General features: G+C 74.5%; 19 protein-coding genes. 12 read left to right on the forward strand and 7 right to left on the reverse strand.

Going from position 1 to position 23,687, the window contains the following annotated elements; genetic code table 11:
* Positions 1-6 precede the first annotated feature (6 nt).
* The 4 genes from ACFVNO_RS07500 (at position 7) to ACFVNO_RS07515 (ending at position 5,858) form a co-directional block, all read left to right on the forward strand.
* Positions 7-573, forward strand: coding sequence for an SRPBCC domain-containing protein (locus ACFVNO_RS07500; RefSeq protein ID WP_355267868.1), 567 nt, complete (start codon positions 7-9; stop codon positions 571-573).
* A 135-nt stretch (positions 574-708) separates the two neighbouring features.
* On the forward strand, positions 709-2,331 hold the full coding sequence (locus tag ACFVNO_RS07505; protein ID WP_378890270.1) for a bifunctional aspartate transaminase/aspartate 4-decarboxylase: 1,623 nt from the start codon (positions 709-711) through the stop codon (positions 2,329-2,331).
* Positions 2,332-2,531: 200 nt separating this feature from the next.
* Complete coding sequence (gene aspT, locus ACFVNO_RS07510) at positions 2,532-4,226, forward strand: aspartate-alanine antiporter (protein WP_378890273.1); 1,695 nt, start codon at positions 2,532-2,534, stop codon at positions 4,224-4,226.
* 414 nt (positions 4,227-4,640) lie between these two features.
* A complete protein-coding gene (locus ACFVNO_RS07515) occupies positions 4,641-5,858 on the forward strand; it encodes a helix-turn-helix domain-containing protein (protein ID WP_355267877.1) in 1,218 nt (405 codons plus the stop codon).
* 47 nt (positions 5,859-5,905) lie between these two features.
* Here ACFVNO_RS07515 and ACFVNO_RS07520 read toward each other — a convergent pair whose 3' ends face one another.
* Entirely contained in the window at positions 5,906-6,871 is a 966-nt protein-coding gene (locus tag ACFVNO_RS07520) for an LLM class F420-dependent oxidoreductase (RefSeq protein ID WP_355267880.1), read from the reverse strand.
* A 175-nt stretch (positions 6,872-7,046) separates the two neighbouring features.
* Here ACFVNO_RS07520 and ACFVNO_RS07525 point away from each other — a divergent pair, with 175 nt between their 5' ends.
* From ACFVNO_RS07525 to ACFVNO_RS07540, 4 genes are all read left to right on the forward strand, one after another.
* The gene (locus ACFVNO_RS07525) at positions 7,047-7,583 is read left to right on the forward strand and encodes a YbhB/YbcL family Raf kinase inhibitor-like protein (protein ID WP_355267883.1); all 537 of its coding nucleotides are present in this window, start codon (positions 7,047-7,049) and stop codon (positions 7,581-7,583) included.
* A gap of 250 nt (positions 7,584-7,833) precedes the next feature.
* Positions 7,834-8,868: an ATP-grasp domain-containing protein gene (locus ACFVNO_RS07530; protein ID WP_355268014.1), complete on the forward strand. Its 1,035-nt coding sequence runs from the start codon at positions 7,834-7,836 to the stop codon at positions 8,866-8,868.
* Positions 8,869-8,876: 8 nt separating this feature from the next.
* Positions 8,877-9,713, forward strand: a complete 837-nt coding sequence (locus tag ACFVNO_RS07535; RefSeq protein ID WP_378890278.1) for a 3'(2'),5'-bisphosphate nucleotidase CysQ — start codon at positions 8,877-8,879, stop codon at positions 9,711-9,713.
* Between the two features lie 66 nt (positions 9,714-9,779).
* Entirely contained in the window at positions 9,780-10,187 is a 408-nt protein-coding gene (locus tag ACFVNO_RS07540) for a DUF1707 domain-containing protein (RefSeq protein WP_355267889.1), read from the forward strand.
* A gap of 272 nt (positions 10,188-10,459) precedes the next feature.
* On the opposite strand, the gene ACFVNO_RS07545 is transcribed toward ACFVNO_RS07540, so the two are convergent.
* Positions 10,460-10,954 carry a DUF3145 domain-containing protein gene (locus tag ACFVNO_RS07545; RefSeq protein WP_355267892.1) on the reverse strand — a complete coding sequence of 165 codons (495 nt, stop codon included), beginning with the start codon at positions 10,952-10,954 and terminating at the stop codon, positions 10,460-10,462.
* 281 nt (positions 10,955-11,235) lie between these two features.
* Between ACFVNO_RS07545 and ACFVNO_RS07550 the strand changes: the two genes are divergently transcribed.
* The 3 genes from ACFVNO_RS07550 to ACFVNO_RS07560 all read left to right on the forward strand — a co-directional run bounded on the left by ACFVNO_RS07550 (position 11,236) and on the right by ACFVNO_RS07560 (position 14,550).
* On the forward strand, positions 11,236-11,778 hold the full coding sequence (locus ACFVNO_RS07550) for a sigma-70 family RNA polymerase sigma factor (RefSeq protein ID WP_355267895.1): 543 nt from the start codon (positions 11,236-11,238) through the stop codon (positions 11,776-11,778).
* The gene (locus ACFVNO_RS07555) at positions 11,775-12,191 is read left to right on the forward strand and encodes a hypothetical protein (RefSeq protein WP_355267898.1); all 417 of its coding nucleotides are present in this window, start codon (positions 11,775-11,777) and stop codon (positions 12,189-12,191) included. The genes ACFVNO_RS07550 and ACFVNO_RS07555 overlap by 4 nt, the downstream gene beginning before the upstream one ends.
* A gap of 325 nt (positions 12,192-12,516) precedes the next feature.
* Entirely contained in the window at positions 12,517-14,550 is a 2,034-nt protein-coding gene (locus ACFVNO_RS07560; protein WP_378890283.1) for a CHAT domain-containing protein, read from the forward strand.
* A gap of 1 nt (position 14,551) precedes the next feature.
* Here the strand turns inward: ACFVNO_RS07560 and ACFVNO_RS07565 are convergent, their stop codons facing one another.
* From ACFVNO_RS07565 to ACFVNO_RS07580, 4 genes are all read right to left on the reverse strand, one after another.
* A complete protein-coding gene (locus ACFVNO_RS07565) occupies positions 14,552-15,205 on the reverse strand; it encodes an MBL fold metallo-hydrolase (protein ID WP_220559722.1) in 654 nt (217 codons plus the stop codon).
* 70 nt (positions 15,206-15,275) lie between these two features.
* On the reverse strand, positions 15,276-16,097 hold the full coding sequence (locus ACFVNO_RS07570) for an enoyl-CoA hydratase-related protein (protein ID WP_220559721.1): 822 nt from the start codon (positions 16,095-16,097) through the stop codon (positions 15,276-15,278).
* 289 nt (positions 16,098-16,386) lie between these two features.
* Positions 16,387-16,959 carry a DUF5998 family protein gene (locus ACFVNO_RS07575; protein WP_220565625.1) on the reverse strand — a complete coding sequence of 191 codons (573 nt, stop codon included), beginning with the start codon at positions 16,957-16,959 and terminating at the stop codon, positions 16,387-16,389.
* A 130-nt stretch (positions 16,960-17,089) separates the two neighbouring features.
* Positions 17,090-19,801, reverse strand: a complete 2,712-nt coding sequence (locus ACFVNO_RS07580; RefSeq protein ID WP_355267905.1) for a GNAT family N-acetyltransferase — start codon at positions 19,799-19,801, stop codon at positions 17,090-17,092.
* 286 nt (positions 19,802-20,087) lie between these two features.
* Here ACFVNO_RS07580 and ACFVNO_RS07585 point away from each other — a divergent pair, with 286 nt between their 5' ends.
* Positions 20,088-21,023 carry a carbohydrate kinase family protein gene (locus ACFVNO_RS07585; protein WP_220565624.1) on the forward strand — a complete coding sequence of 312 codons (936 nt, stop codon included), beginning with the start codon at positions 20,088-20,090 and terminating at the stop codon, positions 21,021-21,023.
* Positions 21,024-21,220: 197 nt separating this feature from the next.
* On the opposite strand, the gene ACFVNO_RS07590 is transcribed toward ACFVNO_RS07585, so the two are convergent.
* Positions 21,221-23,386, reverse strand: coding sequence for a RecQ family ATP-dependent DNA helicase (locus ACFVNO_RS07590; protein WP_355267908.1), 2,166 nt, complete (start codon positions 23,384-23,386; stop codon positions 21,221-21,223).
* Between the last annotated feature and the right edge of the window lie 301 nt (positions 23,387-23,687).

A 23,687-nucleotide genomic window follows, 5' to 3' on the forward strand; every position in this document is an offset into this window, starting at 1 on the left:
ACCCCCATGAGGATCAACAACGAATTCGTCGTCCACGCACCCGTCGAGCGGTCCTGGGAACTGCTCACCGACGTGGAGTCCCTCGTCCCCTGCGTTCCCGGGGTACGCCTGGTGGGGACCGACGGCGACACGCACCTGGCCGAGGCGCGCATCAAGGTCGGCCCCGCCGTGGTCGCCTGCCACGGCACCGCCCGCCTGGTGGAGAAGGACGAGGGCGCGCGCCGCATCGTCGTCGAGGCGACCGGCCGGTCCCGGCGCGGCGAGGGGACCGGCTCGGCCCTCATCACCGCCGGCCTGCGCGGACGCGGGGAGGACACCGTCGTGTCCGTGACCACCGACCTGGAGCTGACCGGAGGGCTGACCCGCTGGAGCGAGCCCGTGCTCACCGAGGTCGCGGGCGGGCTCATGGAGCGCTGCGCCCGCCGCCTGGACGAGCGCGCGCCCGCATCCGGCACGGACGCCGCCCCGGCCGCCCCGGAACGGGGCGGGGCCGGGGTCCAGCGGCTGTGGTCGGCGGCCGCCCTGGTGGTGGTGGCGGGCGGCATGCTGCTGGGCTACCTCCTGTTCGGCTGACCCGGCACCCCCGCTCTCCCGGCCAAAGCATGGCGGGAGGCTCGGTTCTCCTTGACCCCGGGCCGGGCACGCCCTGATGGCGCACGCATGGCAACTGATCACTCACTTCGAGTGACGACCATCGGGGGAACCGGAATGACCCACCTGGAGGACGACCGCGCGGCCCAGCGCCGTCTGGAGGGGCTCAGCCCCTTCGAGCTCAAGGGGCACCTCATCGACCTGGCCGAGGCGGAGCAGCGCAAGACCGCGCACGCCATGCTCAACGCCGGCCGGGGCAACCCCAACTGGACCGCCGCGCCGCCGCGGGAGGCGTTCTTCCTCCTGGGCCGGTTCGCCGTCCTGGAGAGCCGCGCCGCCTGGAACGAGTGGCCCGCCGTCGCCGGCATGCCCCGACGGGAGGGCATCACCGAGCGCTTCTCGGTGTTCCTCGACCAGAACGCCGGAGAACCCGGCGCCGACCTGCTGCGGCGGATCCTCAACCGGGTGACGCACGACCGCTCCGACGCCGTCCTGCACGAACTCGTCGACGGCATCATCGGCGACAACTACCCGGTGCCCGACCGCATCCTGCCGTTCGTCGCGAAGTCCGTGCACGAGTACCTGGTGCACGCCATGGGCGGCCGACAGCCCGAGGCCCCCTACGACCTGTTCGCGGTCGAGGGCGGCACCGCCGCCATGTGCTACATCTTCGACTCGCTCCAGGTGAACCGGGTGCTGCGGGCGGGCGACCGGATCGCGCTGATGACCCCGATCTTCACGCCCTACCTGGAGATCCCGCACCTGGACCGGTACGGCTTCGACGTCGTCGAGGTCAGCGCCTCGCGCGGGACCGCGGACGGCTTCCACACCTGGGACTACGACGACGCCGAGCTGGACAAGCTCGCCGACCCCTCGGTCCGCATGGTCTGCCTGGTCAACCCCAGCAACCCGCCGTCGGTGGCCCTGTCGGAGCGGGCCCTGGACCGCATCCGCGACATCGTGGAGAACCGCAACCCGGACCTGGTCATCGTCACCGACGACGTCTACGGCACGTTCGTGGAGGGCTTCACCTCGCTGATGGAGGTGTGTCCGCGCAACACCATCGGCGTGTACTCGTTCTCCAAGTACTTCGGTGCGACCGGCTGGCGGCTGGGGGTCATCGCGCTCCAGCCGGACAACACCGTGGACGCGCAGATCGCCCGGATGGGCGGGGAGGACGCCGAGGCGCACCGGCGCCGCTACGCCTCCCTCACCCTGGACCCGGCGTCGATGAAGTTCATCGACCGGATGGTCGCCGACAGCCGCTCGGTGGCGCTCAACCACACGGCCGGGCTGTCCACGCCCCAGCAGGTGCAGATGGCCCTGTTCGCGCTGTTCGCCCTCACCCACGCGCCGGAGGAGTACCACCGGCCCGTCAACGAGGTGCTGCGCCGCAGGCTCGCCGCGCTGTCGGAGAGCCTGGGCGTGGAGTTCCCCGACAACCCGCTGCGGGCCGGCTACTACGTCGAGCTCGACCTCCTGTACTGGGCCGAACAGCACTGGGGCTCGGAGTTCGCGGCCTGGATGAGGGAGAACTACGAGCCCGTGGACCCGGTGCTGCGCCTGTCCGAGGAGGACGGGGTGGTCCTGCTCAACGGCGGCGGCTTCGACGGCCCGGCCTGGTCGGTCCGGGTCAGCCTGGCCAACCTCGACCACGACGCCTACACCCGGATCGGCCGGGCCCTGCGGGAGATCGGGGAGGAGTACCACCGCCGCTTCACTTCGTCCCACGGCGCCTAGGACCTGTTCTCGGGTGTCCTCCCGTGCCGTCCGGCGTCCGCGGGGCGCCGGCGGGGCCGCAGGTCCCCGCCCCCGGCGGGCGGCGGCGCCGCGGCCGCCGGGCCGTCCGCCGACGGTGATGGCGGGCGGCGGGCGGGCCGGTGCGGAACGGACATTCGAAGGGCACGGCCTGGGCCGCCCCGAGTCGTGAGGAGGCCGCCGTGGGCGGTTGGATCACCGACCTGTTCCAGAACACCCCGGAGATCGCGCTGTTCACCGCGCTGGCGCTGGGGTACGCGTTCGGCAAGGTGCCGTTCGGACCGATCCGGTTGGGCGGGGTGTGCGGCACCCTGCTGGTGGCGCTGGTCATCGGCTACCTGACCGGAGCCCAGCTCGACGACGGGGTCAAGAACCTCGCGTTCGCGCTGTTCATCTTCGCCCTGGGGTTCAGCAGCGGGCCCCAGTTCTTCGCCAACCTCAACCGCAAGGGGTTGCGCTACCTGGGCTTTCCGATCATCGAGGTGGTCTCGGTGATCGGGTTGGTCCTGGTGTTCACGGTCCTGCTGGGGCTGGACCAGGGCACCGCCGCCGGGCTGATGGCGGGCGGCGCCACCGAGTCGGCGGCGCTGGGCACGGCGAGCGAGGCGATCGGCCGCCTGGGCCTGTCCGCCGACGAGACCACGGAGCTCCAGAACAACGTCGCCACCGCCTACACCGTCAGCTACCTGTGCGGTCTCATCACCATCGTGCTGCTGACCAGCCAGATCGCGCCCCGCATCATGCGGTTCGACCTGCGCGAGGAGTCGGCGAAGCTGTGGCAGAAGATGAGCGGCGGCCGGGAGCGGGCCGACGGGGAGACCCCGGCGCTGCCGGACCTGGTGGGCCGCGCCTACCGGGTCGAGCAGTCCGACGGGCGCAGCGTGGACGACATCCACGCCTCCCTGAACGGCCATTCGACCGTCGAGGAGGTGCGCCGCGGCGACCAGACCGTCAAACGCCCCGACCCGGGGTTCCGGGTGCGCACCGGCGACCTGCTGGTGCTGGTGGGCCGCCGGGCGGCGCTGGTGGGCGCCGAGGCGGTCATCGGCCCCGAGCAGGCCGAGGAGCCCGACACCGTCCTCCAGAGCCTGGACGTGGTGCTCACCCACCGCGGCACCGACCACCTGCCGCTGGAGTCGCTGGGCGAGGTGCTCGGCGCCGACCTGCGCGAGGCCGTGTTCATCCGCAGGCTCACCCGCACCGAGCAGGAGATCCCGGCGCTGCCCAAGACCCTGCTGCACACCGGCGACGTGCTCACCATCGTGGGGGCGCCCGCCGATGTGCGGGCGGTCGAGAAGAAGCTCGGGTACCCGGTGGTCTCCCAGAAGACCACCGACTTCGTCTACCTGGGCCTGGGCCTGGTGCTGGGCATCCTGGTCGGCCAGATCGTCATCCCGGTCGGGGGCGCCGACCTCACCCTGGGCACCGGCGGCGGGGCGCTGCTGTCCGGGCTGGTGTTCGGCTACCTGCGGGCCCGGCGGCCCACCTTCGGCTCGCTGCACCCGGCGGCCGCCGGGACGATGAAGGACCTGGGGCTGGCCACCTTCATCGCGGCGGTGGGCATGTCCGCGGGCCCCTCGGCCTGGCAGCTGGTGCAGCACTACGGGGTGATGCTGCCGGTGGCGGCGGTGCTGACCACGCTGATCCCGGCGTCGATCTCGCTGTTCGTGGGCCGCCGGCTGATGAGGATCGAGCCGCCGCTGCTGATCGGCGCGGTGGCCGGGCAGCAGTGCAGCACCCCGGCGATCAGCCAGGTGGTGTCGACGGCCGGGAACACGGTGCCCGTGATCGCGTACACGATCACCTACGCCATCTCCAACATCCTGCTGCCGTTGACCGGGCCGATCATCGTGGCCCTGGCAGGGGCGGTGGTCTAGTACCTGTTCTTTGAATGCTCTCCTGTGCCGCCGGGGGTTCGTGAGGCGCCCGGCGGGGTTCTGGAGGCCCGGAGGAGACGTCCGAGGAACGAGGATGTCGACGCAGGGCCGAAGGTTCCCGCCCTCAGGGGGCGCCGAACACGAACCGAAGCGAAGCGGAGGTTCAAAAATCACGGTCTAGTACCGAGGGACACGCGAGGGGCCCGCCGCCGGCCGGACCGGTGGCGGGCCCCTCGCGTGTCCGGTGCCGCCCGGGACCGCGTTTCCGGGGGGCCGGGCTTGTCCCCGGAACGCGGCTCTGGTGGTATGGATGTGTCCCCCGTCACCCTCGGCGGGGCGCACCCCGATCTGGCGCACGGAGCACGCGCGGGCGTGCCACGGACGGCTCCGCCGTGCGTCCGCGCCGGAGGAGACATGACCCGTCCCCCGCGGGAGAGCGGCCGCACGGACCCGTTCTCCGACATCCCCCCGGAGGTGGGCGCCCGCATGCGCTCCCTCGCACCGGTACTGGTGGAGGAGGCGCTCGCCGGCATCCACCACAGGCTCGGCGAGGCCCTGGTGGCACCGGACGCGAAGGCGGGGGCGCGCCGCCTGCTCGACATCGGGGTGAAGGGGTTCATGGAGCGGTTGGGGACCGGCCGCGGCCCCGACGAGGCGCTGCTCGCGCGCTTCCGGGCGTTCGGCGCCCACGAGGCCGGGCACGGACGCGGCCTGGAGCGCCTGCACGCCGGGATGCGCGTCATCGCCGCCGCCGTCTGGCGCGTCCTGTCCGACGACGACACCCTGTCCCGCGACCTGCTGGGGCCGCTGGGCGAGGCCGTCCTGCTCTTCGAGGAGGAGCTCGGCGAGGCCGCGGCCCAGGGGCACGCCCGGGTGAGCGCCGCGGGCGCCGACGCCTCCCGGCACCGCCGCACCCGGTTCCTGGAGGCCCTGCTGGCCGGGGTCGGCCGGGATCCGGCGGCGGTCACAGCGCTGGCCCGCGGCGCCCACTGGCGCACGCCCGAGCGCGCCGCCGTGGTGCTGCTCCACCCCGGGTCCGCGGGCGAGGGGGCCGCCCGGTCCGACGCCCTGCCCCCGTCGCTGCCGCCCGATGCCCTGGTGGACCTGGAGCGCCCCGAGCCCTGCGCCCTGGTGCCCGACCCCGAGGGCCCCGGCAGGCTGCGGGCCCTGGAGCGGTCGCTGCGGGGCTCCTGCGCGGTGCTGGGGCCGAGCGTGCCGCTGGAACGCGTCCCGGAGTCGCTGGAGCGGGCCCGGGAACTGGCCGAGCTCGTGCGTTCGGGCGCGGTCCCCGGGGAGGGGCTGGTGCGCTGGGACGACCACCTGCTGGCGCTGCTGCTGTCCCGCGACCCCGCCCTGCTGTCGGCGATGGCCCGGTCCCGGCTGGCACCGCTGGCCGAGCTGCGCCCGCACCAGCGGGAGCGGATGGCCCAGACCCTACTGGCCTGGCTGGAGGCCGGGTCCAACGCCAACGAGGCCGCCGAGCGGCTGCACATCCACCCGCAGACCGTGCGGTACCGGATGCGGCGGCTGGAGGAGCTGTTCGGTGCGCGGCTGCGCGACCCCGGCGAGCGGTTCGAGCTCGAACTCGTGCTGCGCGCCCGCGGGCTGCCCGGGACCGCCGAAGGGCTCTGAGGGCCGCTCGGAGGGTCCCGGGCCGAACGGGGCCGGCCCCCGCGGGGTCAGTCCCGCGGGGCCAGGGCCCGCACCACCCGGGCCGGGTCGGTCCCCGGCGGCAGGATCGGGGCCAGGGCCGGGGTGGTCACCCCGTTCTCGACGTAGGCGGCGACGCGCTCGCGGCAGTACCCGGCCGGTCCGTGCACGATCAGCTCGTCCACCACCGCGTCGGGGATGGCGGCCAGCGCGCCCTTGCGGTCGCCCTCCTCCCAGGCCTTCCACATCGGGGCCAGCTCCTCTCGGCCCAGCCACTCGTGGAACGCCCGGTAGACCGGGACGTTGAGGTAGGCCGCGATCGCCCGGCGGCCGATCCCCCGGGCGGTGTCCGGGTCCACTTCGGGGATGACGAAGATCCGGGCGACGATCTCCTTGCCCTCGCCCTGTTCGTGCACGTGGGGGACCACGGTGCGCACGTCCTCGGCGGACAGCCAGTTGATGATGGCGCCGTCGGCCTCGCGTCCGGCCAGCCGCAGCATGCCCGGGCGCAGCGCCGCCACCAGGATCGGCGGGGCCTGCGGCGGCACCGCCCCCAGGGTGAAGCCCTGGACGGAGAACGTGTCGTAGTCGGCCTTGACCCGGGCACCGGTGAACGCCTCGCGCAGGAAGCGGACGGTGTCGCGGACCTTCTTGTAGGGCTCGGTGAAGGGGACGGCGTTCCAGCGCTCGACGATGATGTTGGAGGAGGTGCCCAGCCCCAGGGCGAACCGGCCGGGCGCGGCCGCGGCCAGCGTCGCCGCGCTCATCGCCAGGGTCGCCGGGCCGCGCGTGTAGGCGGGCACGATGGCGGTGCCCAGGCGCAGGTCGGGGGCCCAGACCGAGGCCAGGGCCAGGGGGGTGAACGCGTCGGTCGAGCCCGCCTCGGCCGACCACAGGTCGGTGTAGCCCTGGTCGGGCATGCGCTCGATGATCGCTCTCTGATCGGGGAGCGGGATCCCTTCGAGCGGAACGGTCATGCCCCAGCGACTGGTCATGGTGGCTCCCTGTCGGTGTCGTCCGTGCCGGTGACCCCCGACCATACCGCCCGGTCGGTCTGCCGTCTTCGGGCGGCCCCGCGACACGGCGGCCGGGAGCCGGGACGCGCGGTCGCGCACCGGCGTATGTTCGTAGGGCCCGAGAAACAGCAACGAACGAAGGAGGCCCCTCACCGTGGCCGTGCCACCCTCCCCCTACGACTTCCTGCCCCCGGTCGCGTCGTTCACCGTGACCAGCACCGACGTCGCCGACGGGCGCGCCCTGCCCCGAGCCCAGGTCAGCGGGATCATGGGCGCGGGCGGCGAGGACGTCTCGCCGCAGCTGTCCTGGAGCGGCGCCCCCGAGGGGACGCGGAGCTTCGCCGTGACCTGCTTCGACCCCGACGCCCCCACCGCGAGCGGGTTCTGGCACTGGGCGGTGGCGAACATCCCCGCCGACGTCACCGAACTGCCCGCGGGGGCCGGGTCCGGCGAGTCCGGCGCCCTGCCCGCCGGGGCCGTCACCCTGCGCAACGACGCCGGGTCCCACCGCTACATCGGCGCCGCCCCGCCGGCCGGGCACGGACCGCACCGGTACTTCTTCGTGGTGCACGCCGTGGACGTCCCCGAACTGTCCGTGGACGCCTCCGCCAGCCCCGCGTTCCTCGGGTTCAACCTGTTCTCGCACTCCATCGGGCGCGCGATCGTCACCCCCGTCTACGAACAGAGGTAGGACGGTCGGACGGCGTGTCGAGGGCGGGTGTCCTCTCCCCAGAGAGCACCCGCCCTCGGCCCTCTTCCTCCCGGGGGCCGATGGATACACGCGCGAGGGGCCCCCGCGGTTCACCGCCGAGCCGGAACCGGCCAATGACGGGCCATCGCGCCCGCCGCGGACTACTCTCGGTCCATCCCCCGCGATCCGCCCGACACGGCTTGGAAGGATTCGTCCGGTGCCAGAGAAGTCTTCGAGGAAACCGACCATCGTGGTGACGACGGCGGGGTCGGCGCCCACCCCCGGCACCATCCTCCACCTGCGGTCGCGGGGCTACCGCGTGGTCGCCACCGACGTCGACCCGACCGCACCGGGCCTGTACCTCGCCGACCGCGGCCACCTCGTCCCCCCGGGCGACAGCGAGGCCTTCCTGCCCCGCATGCGCGCGCTGTGCGCCGAGGAGGGCGCCGCCGCGGTCGTCCCCCTGGTCGACGAGGAGCTGCTGCACGTCGGCGGCCTGGCCGAGGACGGCGTCGCCGTGCTGCTGCCGCTGCCCGGGTTCGTCGCCACCTGCCTGGACAAGTACCGGCTCATGCGCGAACTCGACGCCGCCGGGATCGGCGTCCCCCGCACCCGGCTCGCCTCCGAGTGGCCCACCGACACCTTCGACGCCGCACGGGGCCTGGTGGTCAAGCCGCGCAGCGGCCGGGGCAGCCGCGGGGTGCGGTTCGTCGACTCCGTCGGCGACCTGGCCCGGGTCGTGGCCGAGAGCGGCCTGCCCGCCGACGAGCTCATCGTCCAGGAGCGGATCACCGGGCCCGAGTACACCGTGTCCGTGGTGGTCTGGCGCGACGGCGGCGTGCAGGCCGTCGTCCCCAAGGAGGTCGTCCTCAAGCAGGGCGTCACCAAGTACGCGGTGACCCGCCGCAACGAGGCGGTCATCGAGACCTGCCGGGCGGTCCAGGAGTCCCTGCGGGCCGACGGCCCCTTCAACGTCCAGCTGAGCCTGGACGGGGACGGCGCGCCCCGGGTGTTCGAGATCAACCCGCGCTTCTCCTCCACCTCCGCCCTCACCACCGCCGCCGGGGTCGACGAGATCGCCGGGCTGGTGGGCCAGGCCGTGGGGGGCGGTCCGCGGCTCGCCGACGACTGGCGCGAGGGGGTGGCCATGGTGCGGCACTGGACCGACGACTTCATCGACGAGGAGCAGTTCACCTCGCACGGCATCAGCCCGGCGCCCGCGGCCGTCGGCGTCCCGGTCCGGGACCCCGCCCTGGCCCCGGCGACCCCGCTCGCGGGGCGGTGAGCGGACCCGTGAGCGAGCTGTTGAGCGGAACGGCCGACGGGGCCGCAAAGGGCCCGGGGAGCGCGCACCCGCTGGCGGAGGCGGTGGCCGGAGCGGTCACCGAGGTCGGCGCCCTGCTGCGCGAATGGCGCGGGGACGCCGAGGCCCTGCGGGGGGTGTGGGAGGGGAGCCAGTTCAAGGCCGGGGCCGACGCCCGGGCGCACCGGGCTCTGTCCGACCGGCTCACCGCGATCGACCCGGACATCCCCGTGGTCAGCGAGGAGGACCCCGGCTCCCTGGCCCGGGAGCGGCCGCCCCGGTACTGGCTGATCGACCCCGTCGACGGGACCGCCAGCTACGCGCACGGGTTCCCCGGGTACGTCACCCAGGCCGCCCTGGTCATCGGCGACCGCCCCGAGGTCGCCGCCGTGTACGCCCCCGAGTCCCGGACCCTGTACACCGCCGTGCGCGGCCGCGGAGCCCGCCGCGACGGCGTCCCCCTGCCCCGCCACCCGGCCGTCCCGCCCGGGCAGGGGGTGCTCACCGACAACATCCCCGAACCGCGCGGCATCGCCGCCCGGGTCGCCGAGCGCTTCGGGTACGGCGGCTACCTGGAGAGCGGCAGCATCTCCCTGAAACTGTGCCTGATCGCCGAGGGGACCGCCCACCTGTTCGTCAAGGACGTGCCCGTGCGCGACTGGGACGTGGCCGCGCCCGGCCTGGTCCTGGCCGAGACCGGGGGCCTGCTCACCCGGCTGGACGGTACGCCCTTCCCCTACCGGGGAGGGTACGAGCACACCGGCTTGGTCGGCGGAGCCGACCCGGCGACCTGCCGCACGGTCGCGCGCTGGCTCACCGCCCGATGACCCTTCCCCCGTCCCGGGGGTCACGCGTATCGTGTGGGCACCGCACCGCGCCCCGGGGGGTGGGAAGTGGAGAACAGGTACCGCACACGCGCCTCCGACGACGAGCGCGAGCAGATCGTCGAGCGGCTCACCACGGCGTTCGTGGAGGGCCGCCTGGACCTGGTCGAGTACGAGCGCCGGGTGGAGTCGGCACTGAGCGCGGTGCTGATCGGCGAGCTCGACCGGCTCATCGCCGACCTGCCCGCGCCCGCCCCGCCGCCGCTCGTGCCGTCCGCCCGGGAGGAACCCCGGTGGGAGCACGCCGACGAGTGGCGGTGGTGGCTGGGCATCGCCGTGCTCCTCACGGGGGTGTGGGGCGCGGCGGTCCTCATCGGCGGCGAACCCGTGCCGTACTGGCCGCTCGTCCCCCTGGGGATCTGGGCGGCGGTGCTGCTGGCCTCCCTCATCTGGCCCGACGAGGGCGAACCCCTCTAGGCCGGGTTCTTTGAACCTCCGCCGCGCCTCGGCCCGCCCGGCGCCCGCCACCGCCCTCGACGGACGGCCTGCGGCCGCAGCCCGGCCACCTCGCCCGGCGCCCCCTGAGGGAGGGGAACCCTCGGCCCCTCCGGAGCGGTCCTCGCCCGCCCGGCGAGTGGCGGAAGGTCCTCGACGGACGGCCTGCGGCCACAGGCCTCCCTCGGGAACCGCTCCTCCGGGGCCTCCAGAACCCCATCGGGCGCCTCACGAACCCCAGTGGCAGAGGAGACTCAGCCCACGGCGTGGAGCCAGCGGACGGGGGCGCCGTCTCCGGCGTAGCGGAAGGGCTCCAGCTCCTCGTCCCAGGCGCGGCCGGTGAGGCGGTCGATCGCCGCGGCCAGGTCGGAACCGCCGCCGGCGGCCTCCTCCACGGCCAGGCGCAGCCTGCCCTCCGGTACCAGGACCTCCCCGGCGGCGCTGGTGACCGCGGTGAACATACCGAGGGACGGCGTGTAGCTGTAGCGCACGCCGTCGCAGCCGGGCGACCCCTCCTCGGTCACCTCGAACCGCAGGCGCTGCCACGTGTTCAGCGCCGAGGCCACCTGCCCCGCGGTCCCCGGCCGCCCCTGCCAGTTCAGCTCGGCGCGGTGGTTGCCGGGTGCCGCCGGCTGGGCGACCCAATCGAGTTTCACGGGCACTCCTACGACACCCGCGACCGCCCACTCGACGTGTGGGCACAGCGCCGCGGGCGCGGAGTGGACGTACAAGACGCCACGTGCGGACACCGAACCTCCTGATACGAACGAGTGCGCTTCCCCGACGCCCTCGTACCACGAGAAGGTTGCATACCCGCCTGAATGCCTTTGCCCCATTGTGCCCGAAGGGCACCCTGAGGACCAGCGATCTTCTGGGATCTCCCAGTATCCCCCGCCCCTCCGGAGTAACGTGTGCCCCGAAGGTGCTATGGGGGAATCCGATCATAGTGGGGGCGCGTTTGCCAGACCAGTCGCACGAGGACCCTGAAACCGTACTTTCCAGCGACCTACGGCACGAACACCCCTCGACATTGGCCACAAGCGGACTCGGCCTTGACGACGCCGAACTCGTGCGCCGGGCCGCGAATGGCAGCCGCGAGGCCTGGCGGGACATCGTCGACCGCCACCTGCCGATGGTCAACGGCATCGCCCGCTCCTTCGGGCTGTCCGCGCCGGACCGCGAGGACGTCGTCCAGACGGTGTGGCTGACCCTCAACCTGCACCTGCCCCGGCTCCGCGAGCCGCACCGCCTGCGAGCCTGGCTGTCCCGGGTCACCCGCGACAAGTGCCTGCGCCAGCGCGGGCGCGACGCCCGCCAGTACCCGACCGACCCGGAGGAGTTCGCCCGCGTCGGCGGGAACGCCCCGGACCCGGAGGCCGAGTACCTGCGCAAGGAGCGCGACGAGGCGCTGCACCGGGCGGTCGACCGCCTGCGCGACCCCGCCGAGCGCCGGGCCGCGCTGCGCATCCTCGAACCCGGTTCCACCCCGCCGCCGCAGGACCGCCGGGCCGCGTTCAACGAGCGCCGCCGCATGGTCCGCCGGCTGCGCAACACCCTGGAGGACGAGATATGAGCAGCCGGGAGGAGCGGGAGGGCCTCGAGGGCCGGGAGGCCGCGCTGGCGGCCTTCGACCGGAGCGTGGACGCCGTGGACCTCGCCGTCCTCGTGGCCGAGCGGGGCCCCCGCACCGAGGAGGTGCGCTCGGTGGACGACCCGGTCGTCGGGGAGCTGTCCTTCGAGTTCGGGGACGTGCGCATCGACCTGGCCCTGCACGCCCGCGGCCCCTCCCGCACCCTGTCGGGGACGGTCCGGGGCGATTTCGAGTACGCCCTGCTGGAGGCCCACCGGCCGGGCGGCGGCGAGGACGTCGCCTCCGTCGAGGAGACCGGCGAGTTCGCCCTGCCGGACCTGCGCCGCGGGCCGATCCGGCTCACCCTCCGCCGCGACGCCGAGGCCCCGCTCAGCACGGAGTGGTTCACCCTCTGACCGCCGTCCGCAGACAGGGCCGGACGGTCACAGAAGGGGCGGTTCCGAATTGCCATTGCATCCCGCCGGGAACCCCCGCGCGCTCGTCGGCCTTCGCACCCCCTTGTCCGCTTTTGGGCGGCCGGCTCCGAGGTGACTTCATGTTCTCACCTCCACACGGACCGTCACCCGCTGCTATTCCTAGAGGTGCTCCTCCCCCTCGGAGAAAGGCGGCCGGACCTTGCCCCCGTCCCGTCCCGCACCCCGTTCCTCGACCCCCTCCGTCCGTTGGCGAACAGGCCGGGACGGGCGGGTGGAAAGGTCCGGCCGCCTCCTCCTCCAACGGGTGGTCCTCGGTGTCGCCCTGGCCGAGCGCGGGCTGTTCGACCGGACCGTGGAGATCCTCGACGACACCCACGTCCGGCTGCGGCGGCACCCGTTGGCGGAGGAGGCCGCGCCCGTCCTGCCCGGGTTCCTCGCCAACCTGGGGCTGGCCCGGATCCTGTGCGGAGGGTTCGGCGCGGCCGAGGACCACCTGGAGGAGGCCCGTTCCCTGGCGTTGGAGCGGGACCTGCACCTGTTGGAGCTGGTCACCCGGCAGAACCTGGGCTGCCTGGCACTGCGCAGGGGCGACGCCGCCGGGGCGATCGCCACGTTCACGGGCCTGGCGCACCGGCTGCCGACCGACCGGCGCGAGGCGCTGTGCGCCGACCTGGCGGAGGCCCTGCTGGCCGAGGGACACCTGGAGGAGGCCGCGCTCACCCTGGCGGACGGCCCGTGGGCGCACGGCCGGTCGGCGCAGCCGGTCACCCTGCTGGTGGAGGCCAAACTGCGGCTGCTGCGCGGCGACCGCCACCGGGCGCGGGAGCTGGCCCGCCGGGTTCGGGAGACCCACGGCCCGGGGTCGCTGTGGTACCGCCTGGCCGTGCGGCTGGAGGAGATGGCCGAACGGGTGTGCGCGGCCCCGCTGGACTGGTCGTCCGCGTCGCCGCAGGAGCGGGCGCACGCCGCACTGGAACTGCGGCGGCCGGTGAGCGCCTCCGAGCCCGTTCCCCGCCTGGTCGCGGCGCACCGGGCGGTGGACGTGCAGCTCCCCCCGTGGCCCCCGGCCCCGCGGAAGGCCGATGGCGCACGGGCGGCCCGCACCGAACAGCCGCCCCCGGAACCGCGGGCGCTCCGGTTCCCCGAGGGATCCGCCGGTCACCGGCCGGCCGGCGGTGCGCGGGGGGCCGGGGGCCGGCGGGCGGCCCCCGGTTCGCGGCTGACCCGTGAGTCACAGGAGGTCCGCGGCCCGTGGACCGCCTTCGCGGGGCCCGCCGAAGCGGACCCCCGGGTGCTCGGGGACCCGCAGGTGGCGCGGGCCGGGGTGGAGGTGTCGCTGGCGCGGGGCGACCTGCGCGGTGCGCTGGAGTGGGCCGAGTTCACCGTGCCCCCGGCGCCGCGGGTGCCGGCGGGGCGGTGCGACCCGGTGGTCGAGCGGTACCGGGAGGCGCTGGCGAACGGACGGGACCGGCACTGCCTGGTGTACGCGCGGCGGTGGGAGCGGGCGCGGTACGCGCAGGGTGCGGCCGCGCGGGAGTGCGCTCCGGTGGGCGCCCGGCTGGCCGGGCTGCTGGGCGGCCGGGCGTTCGTGCGCCTGGTGGTCGTGGGCGACGTGGTGGCGCTGGTCGTGGTCGACGGCCGGGTGCACGCCCGGTCGCTGGGCCCGCCCGCGCGGGTGGCGCGGGAGTTCGGCGCGGCGCTGGCCCCCGTGCTGGAGCTGGTGGACGACCGGCCGCTGGTGGTCGCCGCCGACCCGCGGCTGGGCCACCCGCCGTGGGGCGCGCTGCCCGGGCTGCGCGGCCGGCCCGTCGCGGTGGTGCCGTCGGCGCGGGCGTGGGCGGACCGGGTGGTGCGGCCGCTCCCCCGGTGGCGGCGGGTGCTGCTGGCGGCGGGCCCGGCGCCGCGGGGCGCCGTCCGCGAGGTCGCCGACCTGGGCAGGGTCCACTCCCGGGCGCACAGGGCCGTGCGGGTCGGCGAGGTGGCGGCGGGCGCCGCGGGCTGCGACCTGGTGCACCTGTCCGGGCACGGCCGGGTGGCCGAGCGCTCCCCGCTGCTGTCGTCGGTCGCCCTGGCCGACGGCCCGCTGCTGGCCCTGGACCTGGTGTCGGCGGCGCCTCCGGAGGTGGTGGTGCTGACCTCGTGCGGGGCCGGGCGCTTCGCCGGGGCACTGCTGGAGGCGGGGGTGCGCGCCGTGGTGGCCAGCCCGGCCCCGGTACGCGATGCCGGGACCGGGCGGGCCGTGGCCGGTTTCCACCGGGCGCTGGCGGCGGGCGCCGCCCCGCCCGAGGCGGTGGCCGCCCACCTGGGGCGGCACGGCTTCGTGTGTCTGGGGGCCTGACTCACCAGCCCCGTTCGCGCCACTCGTCCAGGTGGGGGCGCTCCACTCCCAGAGTGGTGTCGCGCCCGTGGCCGGGGTAGACCCAGGTGTCGTCGGGCAGGACCCCGAACACGCGCTCCTCGACGTCGCCGAGAAGGGTTCGGAAGTCCTCGTCGGACCAGGTGCGGCCGACCCCTCCAGGGAAGAGGCTGTCGCCGGTGAACAGGTGGACGTGCCCCTCGGGGTCGTCGTAGCGCAGCGCGATCGACCCGGGCGTGTGGCCGCGCAGGTGGATGACGGTGAGGTGGCAGTCCCCCACGGAGATCCGCGAGCCGTGGACGACGGGCTCGTCGACGGAGACGGGCAGTTCCTCGCCGTCCTCGGGGTGGGCCACGGTGCGGGCGCCGGTCTCGCCGACCACCTCGGCCAGGGCCTGCCAGTGGTCCTGGTGGCGGTGGGTGGTGATCACCCGGTCGAGGCCGTCGGCGCCGATGAGTTCGAGGATGCGGTCGGGCTCGGCGGCGGCGTCGATGAGGGCGGCCTCGCCGGTGGAGCGGCAACGCAACAGGTAGGCGTTGTTCTCCATGGGGCCGACGCTGATCTTGGTGATGGTCAGATGCGGTAGTCGTCGCAGGTCGGCGGGGCCGCCGACCCTGGTATCTCCGGAGTAGCTCACCCGACCATTGTGACCTCTGCGCAGGAGCGGACGCACCGGACGCCCCGAAAGGAGGGGCGTCCGGCCGCGGTCACCTGGCCCAGCGCGGCGGGCGCTTCTCGAAGAAGGACAGCCGGCCCTCGGCGGCGTCCTCGCCGGCGAAGAACTCGGCGGACAGCTCCCCCATGCGGGCGAACGCCTCGGCCCGCCGCTCGGGGGCGGCCAGCGCCCCGGCGCCGAGTTCGCCGAGCAGTTCCTTGGTGCGCGAGAGCGCCTTGGGCGCGGAGCCGCGGATGCCCTGGAGGACGGCGTCGAGGGCGTGCGCCATGTCGCGGTCGGGCACCGCCTGGGTGATGAGCCCGGCCTTGGCGGCGGCGGAGGCGTCGAAGAGCTCGCCGGTGAGGAAGTAGCGGCTGAGCTGGCGCGAGTGCATCCGGGCGGACACGGGGACGGAGATGATCGCGGGCACCACGCCGATGCGCACCTCCGTGAACGCGAAGGTGGCGCTCTTGGGGGCCAGGGCGATGTCGGCGGCGGCGACCAGGCCGATGCCGCCGGCGCGGGCGGCGCCGTTGAGGACGGCGATGACGGGCTTGGGGGCGCCCATGATCTGCTCGAAGACCTCCGGCAGCTCCGGGGCGGGCTCGACGGGCTCCCCGGCCAGCGCGGCGGCGACCTCCTTGAGGTCGGCCCCGGCGCAGAACACGGGCCCGGTGCCGGTGAGGACGACGGCGCGCACCTCGTCGTCGGCCATGGCGTCGGACAGCGCCTTGGAGAGCTCCGACCGCAGCCGCGCGGACAGCGCGTTGCGGTTGCGGGGGGAGTCGAGGGTGACCGTGGCCACCCCCCTGTCCACGTCGAGGCGTACCAGGGGCGTGTCGTCCTTGGGCGTCGGGGACGAGTGCTGCGTCATCGCAGACCGACCTTTCTCCGGGTCCATCATCTCCGCGGGTGCGGGGAGTGTGTGAGAGCGGGCGCGCCGTCGGGGTACGGCGTGCACGGAAACGCCTGGTTTGTGACCGGACGCGCCTCTCTTGTGGCGGAATGCACGAATCCGGTTCCACCCTAGACGGACGGGTCGCCGGGGCACCACGGCCGGGTGAACCGTGTTCGTTAAGTCCGTGTCACGGCCGGGGGGCGAACGCGTGAAACGCGGCGGGGCCGGGGACCGCGGCGGTCCCCGGCCCCGCAGGGTCCCGGTGTCAGCGGGTGGCCGCCGACAGCGCGTTCGCGAAGTTCAGCATGGTGGCGACGGCCTCGGCCCCGTCGGCCGCCTCGCTCACCCGCAGGGTGAGCGGCTCGGCGGTGATGGCGCCGGTGTAGCCGTGGTCGAGCTCGCAGCTCTCGTCGGCGCAGGAGGCCGGCTCCAGGTCGATGTGGGCGACCGCGCCCCAGTTGACGGAGAGGTTGACGCTGAGGACCAGCTCGCTGGGCATGCTCCCGGGCGTGTACTGCGCGGGGTTGGGCACGACCCTGGTGAGGGCGACCGACTGGATGTTGCCGAGCTGGATGCTGTCGGTGGTGGTGGACGCGTGCGAGGTGCCGCCGGGCTCGGTGGGCGGGTGCTCGTCGGTGTGGCACACCACGAGCCGGGTGGCGGTGAGCAGCATGACGGTGATGTGCCGCCGCATCTCCATCGCCGGGTCGAAGGTCGCCTCGTGGTGCACGACGAACGCCTCGGCGCTCTCGTCGCCCAGGGCCGTGGCGACGGCGTCGATCACCAGCGCGGGATAGTAGCCGCTGCGTTCGATCTCCAGCCGCCAGTCCGTGGACACGGCGCGTGTTTTCCTCATATCCCTATCCTGCCTCCTCCCCGCGGCACTTCGCGACCGCTGGGAGAAACGGGATGCCCAGTGCCTGATCAGGACGCCACCCCTCGCCCGGACCCGGGCGCGGGCCGCCGCATCAGAACGTCACCCCGCGCAGCCGCCGGGGGCCGGCGTCGGGCCGGACCTCGGGGGCCTCGCGCAGCCACATGCGGGCGCCGAGCACGTGCGCGCCGGTGGCGTTGACCAGCACCGGGTCCAGGTCGATGTAGCCGATCTCGGGGAACGCCTCCACCAGGCGCGAGACACGGATGAGGAGCTCCTCCAGCGCCTCCACGTTGGGCTGCTCGGCCAGGGAGGTGGCCCCGGCGGGCAGCCCGAACAGCAGCGGCGCGGCGCGCACGGCGTGGATGAGGTCGGCGGCGTCCATGTCGGTGAGCGGGGCCAGCCGGAACGCCCGGTCGTCGAGGAGTTCGGCGGTGACGTCGGCCAGGCCGAAGGAGACCACCGAGCCGAACGACCGGTTGTCGCCCGCGCGCACCACGGTGGGCACCCCGGGGGCGACCATGCGCTGCACGACCAGGTCGGCCTCCGCGCCGAACCGGTCGGCCAGCGACAGGTAGGCGCTGCGCACGTCGTCGGGGGTGCGCAGGTCGGCGCGGACGAAGGTGCCCCCGGCCCGCACCCGCAGGTCGGGCGAGTCGGCCTTGACCACCACGGGGTAGCCCAGCCGCCCGGCGGCCACCACGGCCTCGTCGGCGGAGGACACGGGGATGTCGGGGTAGGCGGTGATGCCGTAGCAGGAGAGGAGTTCGCGGGTGTCCTCGGCGGAGACCGCGGTGTCCTCGTCGTAGCGGCGCTCGCCGCCGAACCAGACCTCCTCCCCCGGGGCGTTCTTGAGCGCCCGGGTGATGGTGGCGCGGGCCCGGGCGCCGTCGATGTCGGGCAGCTCGGGGTGGCGGCCGGGCTTGCGGTCGCGCCACTGGGTGTACCGGGTGGCGTAGGCCAGGGCGCGCACGGCGTCCTCGGGCGCGGGGTAGGAGGGCACCGAGCCGCGCAGGGTCTCCCCGCGCTCGCCCACGTGGCGCAGCTCCTCGGGGACGCCCTGGCGGGCCAGGTAGGTGGTGACGATGGGCTTGTCCGAGCCCAGCGAGCGGGCCCGCAGCACCCGGGCGACGTCGTCGGAGATGGGGTGCAGGGCGGGGACGAACACGACCACGACGGAGTGGACCTCGTCGTCGGCCAGCGCCGCCTCCAGGGCCCGGTCGAAGTCGTCCGCGGTGGCCTGCGGGCCCAGGTTGACGGGGTCGTGCGGCTTGAGGCCCTGGCGGACCGCGGCGTCCTTGACCAGCAGCTCCAGGGAGTCGGAGTTGCCGATGACGCCGACCCGGGGGCCCTTGGGGAGGGGCTGGTAGGCGAACACCTGGGCCGCGTCGAACATCTGCGTGATGTCGTCGACCCGGACCACGCCGGCCTGCTGGAACAGCGAGGTGACGGCGTAGTCGGGCAGCGCCAGCCCGCCCGCCGCGTGCCCCGTGGGGGTGGTCTGCGCGGACCCGCCGCTGCGCACCGCCACGACCGGCTTCAGCTTGGCCAGGCGCCGGGCCAGGCGGGTGAACTTGCGCGGGTTGCCCAGGGACTCCAGGTACTGGAGGACGACCTCGGTGGAGGGGTCCTCCTGCCAGTACTGCATGAGGTCGTTGCCGGACACGTCGGCGCGGTTGCCCGCGGAGACGAACGTGGACAGGCCCATGCCCCGGTCGGCGACGCGCTGAAGGATGGCCCGGCCCAGGGCGCCGGACTGGGAGAAGAACCCGATGGGACCGCTGCGGGGCAGGTCGGGCGACAGGGTGGCGTTGAGGGACACCGAGGGGTCGGTGTTGGCGACGCCCAGGCAGTTGGGGCCGACCACGCGCATCCCGGCGGCGCGGGCGGTGCGCACCAGCTCGTCCTGGCGGGCGCGCCCCTCGGGACCGGTCTCGCCGAAGCCGGAGCTGACCACGATCAGGCCGTGCACGCCCTTCTCGGCGCACTGCTCCACCACGTCCGCGACCGCGTCGGCGCGCACGGCGACCACGGCCAGGTCCACCTGGTCGGGGATGTCCAGCACGGAGGGGTAGGCGCGCACGCCCACGACGGCCTTGGCCTCGGGGTGGACCGGGTAGACGGGGCCCTGGAACTCGCTGTCGAGGAGGTTGCGCAGGGCGGTCTGGCCGATGGTGTGGGCGGTGCGGCTGGCGCCGATGACCGCGACGGACTCCGGGAACAGCAGCCGGGCGATGGAGCGCGACTCGGCGCGCTGCTCGCGGGCCCGCATGACCTCGGTGGAGTCGTCGGTGGGCTGGATGTCGAGGGTGAGCCGGATGACCCCCTCGTCGAAGGTCTGCTGGGCGGTGTACCCGGCCTCGCGGAAGACGTTGATCATCCGCCGGTTCTCCGGGAGCACGTCGGCGATGAACCGGCGGATGCCGCGTTCGCGGGCGGCCGCGCCGATGTGCTCCAGCAGGACGGAGGCCAGCCCGCGCCCCTGGTGGGCGTCCTCCACGACGAAGGCGACCTCGGCCTCCTCCGGGGCGACCTTGTCGTAGCGCACCACCGCGACGAGGGCGTCGGAGATGGTGGCGACCAGGGCCACCCGGTCCTCGTAGTCGACCGTGGTGAAACGTCTCACGTCGCGGTCGGAGAGGCGGGGGTAGGGCGCGAAGAACCGGTAGTAGATCGTCTCCGGGGAGAGTCTGCCGTGGAACTCGCGCAGCAGGTCGGCGTCGTCCGGGGTGATGGGGCGCAGGTGGGCGGTGCCTCCGTCGGTGAGGACGACGTCGGCTTCCCAGTGGTTCGGGTAGGACTGCACGACTGCGAGACTAGACGACAATCGGTCGATTCCGGGGAAAGTCGATGCGGTCGGCGCGAAAACACCCGCGGTACGTCCCGTCCCCGGGGGCCGGAGGTCCCGATCCGGGACCGAGCACCCTATGGCCGGATACGCTTGTCCACGGGGCTCGGCTCCGGGACGAGGGCCCCGAATCGGCGTGTGTCCGGGGTGCCGTCACTTCGTTACACACCGCTGACGATTCACCTGTTAACGTCGAGCGGGCACGAATTCTCATGACTCGGTGGTGGCTGGCGATATGACACGAGTGGTCGTGATCGGTGATCTGATGACCGACGCCGTCGCGCGCGCGTTCCACCCGTTGGCCCGCGGCAGCGACACCCCGGCGTCGGTGGTGATGTACGGAGGCGGCTCGGGGGCCAACATCGCCTCCTGGCTGGCCGTGGAGGGCACCGAGACCACGTTCGTGGGCCGGCGCGGATCCGACATCACCGGGCGCACCCGCGAGATGGAGCTGATGGGCTACGGGCTCGACTCCCGGATGGTGATGGACCCCGAGGTCGCGACCGGGACCTGCGTGGTGATGATCACCCACCGGGGCGACCGGACGATGCTGAGCGACCCGGGCGCCAACGCCCGCCTCCAGCCCGAGGACCTGCCGCGCGACGTGTTCGGCCCGGACGGGCACCTGCACGTGTCGGGCTACACGCTGATCAACGCGGACTCGCGCCGGGCGGCGCGGGTGGCGCTGCGGATGGCGCGCGAGAGCGGCATGTCCATCTCGGTGGACGGCGGCTCGCACGCCCCGCTGGAGCGCGCCGGCGCGGAGAACTTCCTGGACTGGACGCAGGGCGCCCGCCTGCTGTTCGCGAACCTGGCCCAGGCCAAGGTGCTGACCGGCCGGGAGGACCCGGAGGCGGCGGCCAAGGTGCTCACCGCCTGGTTCCCGAACGTGGTGCTGAAGCTGGGCGAGGAGGGCGGCCTGTGGGCGTCCAAGACCCGCGACGACGTGGTGTGGGCCCCGGCCGACCAGGTGGACCCCTCGCCGGGCTCGGTGGGCGCGGGCGACGCGTTCATCGCGGGCTTCCTGCCCGCGTGGCTGGCGGGCCGCCACCCCAAGGAGGCCCTGGCCCGGGCGCACCGCCTGGCGGCGCGCGCCCTGCACCAGCCGGGCGCCCGCCCGGACCTGGGCAACGGCCAGCCGGTGCGGCGCGGCGCCCCGCGCGGCCAGCGCATCCGCTGACCCGCACCCCCATGACGTCCCGCGACGGGGCCCGGCTTCGGCCGGGCCCCGTCCGCGTTTTCGGAGTGCCCCAGGACCGGCCGTCGGACCGACCACGGCCCGGCGGGGGCTCCGCACACCCGGGATGCGGCGGCCGAAGACCGTTCGCGGCAGGCAAGGGAGCGCACGCGCCGGCGAACACCGCGTCCGGGCGGGGGTCAGCCGCCGGTGGTGGCGAGGGTGAGGGGCAGGACCGCGGGCGCGCCGAGTTCGCGCAGGATCGCGGCGCCGACGGTGAGGCTCCATCCGGTGTCGGTGTGGTCGTCGACGAGCAGCACCGGCCCCGGCGTCTCGGCCTGGAGGCCGTCCAGGGCCTCGGCCAGGCCGGGGGCCGGGACCAGGGCCCGGTGCACCTGGGCCAGGCGCATGGCGCTGTTGTGCCGCCGCTCCCCCGGGCCCTCCGGGGTGGCGTAGGCCAGGGAGCCCACCGGGGCGAGGCGGCCCAGGGCGCACAGGCGCCCGGCCAGGTCGTTGATCATCCGCGGCCGGGTGAGCGAGGGCATGGCCACGACGCCCACCGGCCTCTGCTCCCAGTCCCAGGCGGCCAGGACGCGCACCAGCCCCTGGAGGACGCGGTCGCTCACCGGGGCCTCGGGGGCGTCCTCGGCGAGCAGGGCGCGCAGCTCGGCCCCCCAGCCGATGTCGGTGAACCGGCCCAGGGCGCGGCCCGGCGCGGCCTGGAGCTCGGGCTTGATGCGCCCCGACAGCGGCACCCCCAGGGTGTCCATGCCGGTGGGCCACTGGCGGCGCGGCTCGATGAGCACGCCCGGCCGGTCCAGGTGGGCGGCGGCCGCCTCCCGGCGGCCGGGGTCGACCCCGGTCTCCCAGGTGCGGCCGGTGCAGTTGTCGCAGCGCCCGCAGGCGGTCGCCTCCGGGTCGTCCAGCTGGCGGCGCAGGAACTCCATCCGGCAGGTGTCCAGGGCGGTGTAGTCCAGCATCGCCCGCTGCTCGGTCTCCCGTGCCTTGGCGACCGCCTCGTAGCGTTCGGCGTCGTAGGACCAGGCCCGCCCGGTGGCCTCCCAGCCGCCGCGCACCCGGCGCACCGCCCCGTCGACGTCCAGGACCTTGAGCATCTGCTCCAGACGGCTGCGGCGCAGGTCCACCCGGGTCTCCAGGCGGGCGACGGACAGCGGCCCGCCCTCGGCCAGCGCGTCCAGGGTGCGGCGCACGGTCTCCTCCGGCGGGAAGGACAGGCTCGCGAAGTACTCCCAGATGCGGGTGTCCTCGCGCCCGGGAAGCAGCACCACCTCGGCCCGCTCGACCCCGCGCCCGGCACGGCCGACCTGCTGGTAGTAGGAGATCGGCGAGGAGGGCGCGCCCAGGTGCACGACGAACCCCAGGTCGGGCTTGTCGAAGCCCATGCCCAGGGCGCTGGTGGCCACCAGCGCCTTGACCCGGTCGGCCAGCAGGTCGTCCTCGGCGGCGCGGCGCTCGTCGGGGTCGGTCTGCCCGGTGTAGGAGCGCACCTCCATGCCCTGCTCGGCCAGGAACCGGGCGGTCTCCTCGGCCGCCGCGACGGTGAGGGTGTAGACGATCCCGGAGCCGGGGATGCGGGGCAGCTGCTCGGCCAGCCAGGCCAGCCGGTCGGTGGGCTCGGGCAGGTCCACCACCGACAGGTGCAGGCTCTCCCGGTCCAGGGGCCCGCGCAGCACGAGCGTCTCGTCCCGGTCGGCCCCGGCCCGCAGCTGCTCGGCGACGTCGCGGGTGACGCGCTCGTTGGCGGTGGCGGTGGTGGCCAGCACCGGGACGCCGTCGGGCAGGTCCAGCAGCAGGGAGCGGATGCGCCGGTAGTCGGGACGGAAGTCGTGGCCCCAGTCGGAGACGCAGTGGGCCTCGTCGACGACGACCAGCCCGGCCCCGGCGGCCAGCTCGGGCAGCACCCGGTCGCGGAACTCCGGGTTGTTGAGGCGCTCGGGGCTGACCAGCAGCACGTCGACCCCGCCCGCCTCCACGTCGGCGTAGACGGCCTGCCAGTCGGTGGTGTTGGCGCTGTTGACGGTGCGGGCGCGGATGCCCGCGCGCTCGGCGGCGGAGATCTGGTTGCGCATGAGGGCCAGCAGCGGCGAGACGATGACGGTGGGCCCCGCGCCCCGGGCCCGCAGCAGGGCGGTGGCCACGAAGTACACCGCCGACTTGCCCCAGCCGGTGCGCTGGACGACCAGGGCCCGGCGCCGCTCGGCGACCAGGGCGTGGATCGCGGTCCACTGGTCCTCGCGCAGCCGGGCGGAGTCCCCGGCCAGGGCGCGCAGGTGCGCCTCGGCGCGCTCGCGCAGGTCCCCGTCGGCGGGGTCGGTGGTGAGGGTGGGGTCAGGGGTGGTGGCCATGATCCCTTCGTATCAGAGCGGGCCGACGCCCGGGGCGTCGTCCACTCCCGCCCGTCGCCCACCACCGCCCTCAACGGACACCTCCGGCGCGGCCCCCCTGCCCGTCGCCCGCCACCGCCGCCGAGCGGTACCCCCGAAGCACCTCCCCCGTCCCTCGCGCGCCGCCCGGTTCGCGGGTCGCTCCGGTTCCCGCCGGCCACGGGAGCCGACGACGGTAACAAAACAGAAACTTTCGAAGTTTCCTCCATTGCGCTCACATCTTCGCCTGAGCACACTCTGAGCACGGTTCCTCACGCATGGG

The sequence above is a fragment of the Nocardiopsis sp. NPDC057823 genome (assembly GCF_042797335.1).
GTDB lineage: Bacteria > Actinomycetota > Actinomycetes > Streptosporangiales > Streptosporangiaceae > Nocardiopsis > Nocardiopsis changdeensis.

Coding starts and splice junctions, on each gene's coding strand:
- ACFVNO_RS07520 (WP_355267880.1), bottom strand. CDS start 6,871: ATGACCAGTCGCTGGGGCATGACCGTTCCGCTCGAAGGGATCCCGCTC.
- ACFVNO_RS07590 (WP_355267908.1), bottom strand. CDS start 23,386: ATGGCCACCACCCCTGACCCCACCCTCACCACCGACCCCGCCGACGGG.
- ACFVNO_RS07515 (WP_355267877.1), top strand. CDS start 4,641: ATGACCCGTCCCCCGCGGGAGAGCGGCCGCACGGACCCGTTCTCCGAC.
- ACFVNO_RS07555 (WP_355267898.1), top strand. CDS start 11,775: ATGAGCAGCCGGGAGGAGCGGGAGGGCCTCGAGGGCCGGGAGGCCGCG.
- ACFVNO_RS07500 (WP_355267868.1), top strand. CDS start 7: ATGAGGATCAACAACGAATTCGTCGTCCACGCACCCGTCGAGCGGTCC.
- ACFVNO_RS07570 (WP_220559721.1), bottom strand. CDS start 16,097: ATGACGCAGCACTCGTCCCCGACGCCCAAGGACGACACGCCCCTGGTA.
- ACFVNO_RS07505 (WP_378890270.1), top strand. CDS start 709: ATGACCCACCTGGAGGACGACCGCGCGGCCCAGCGCCGTCTGGAGGGG.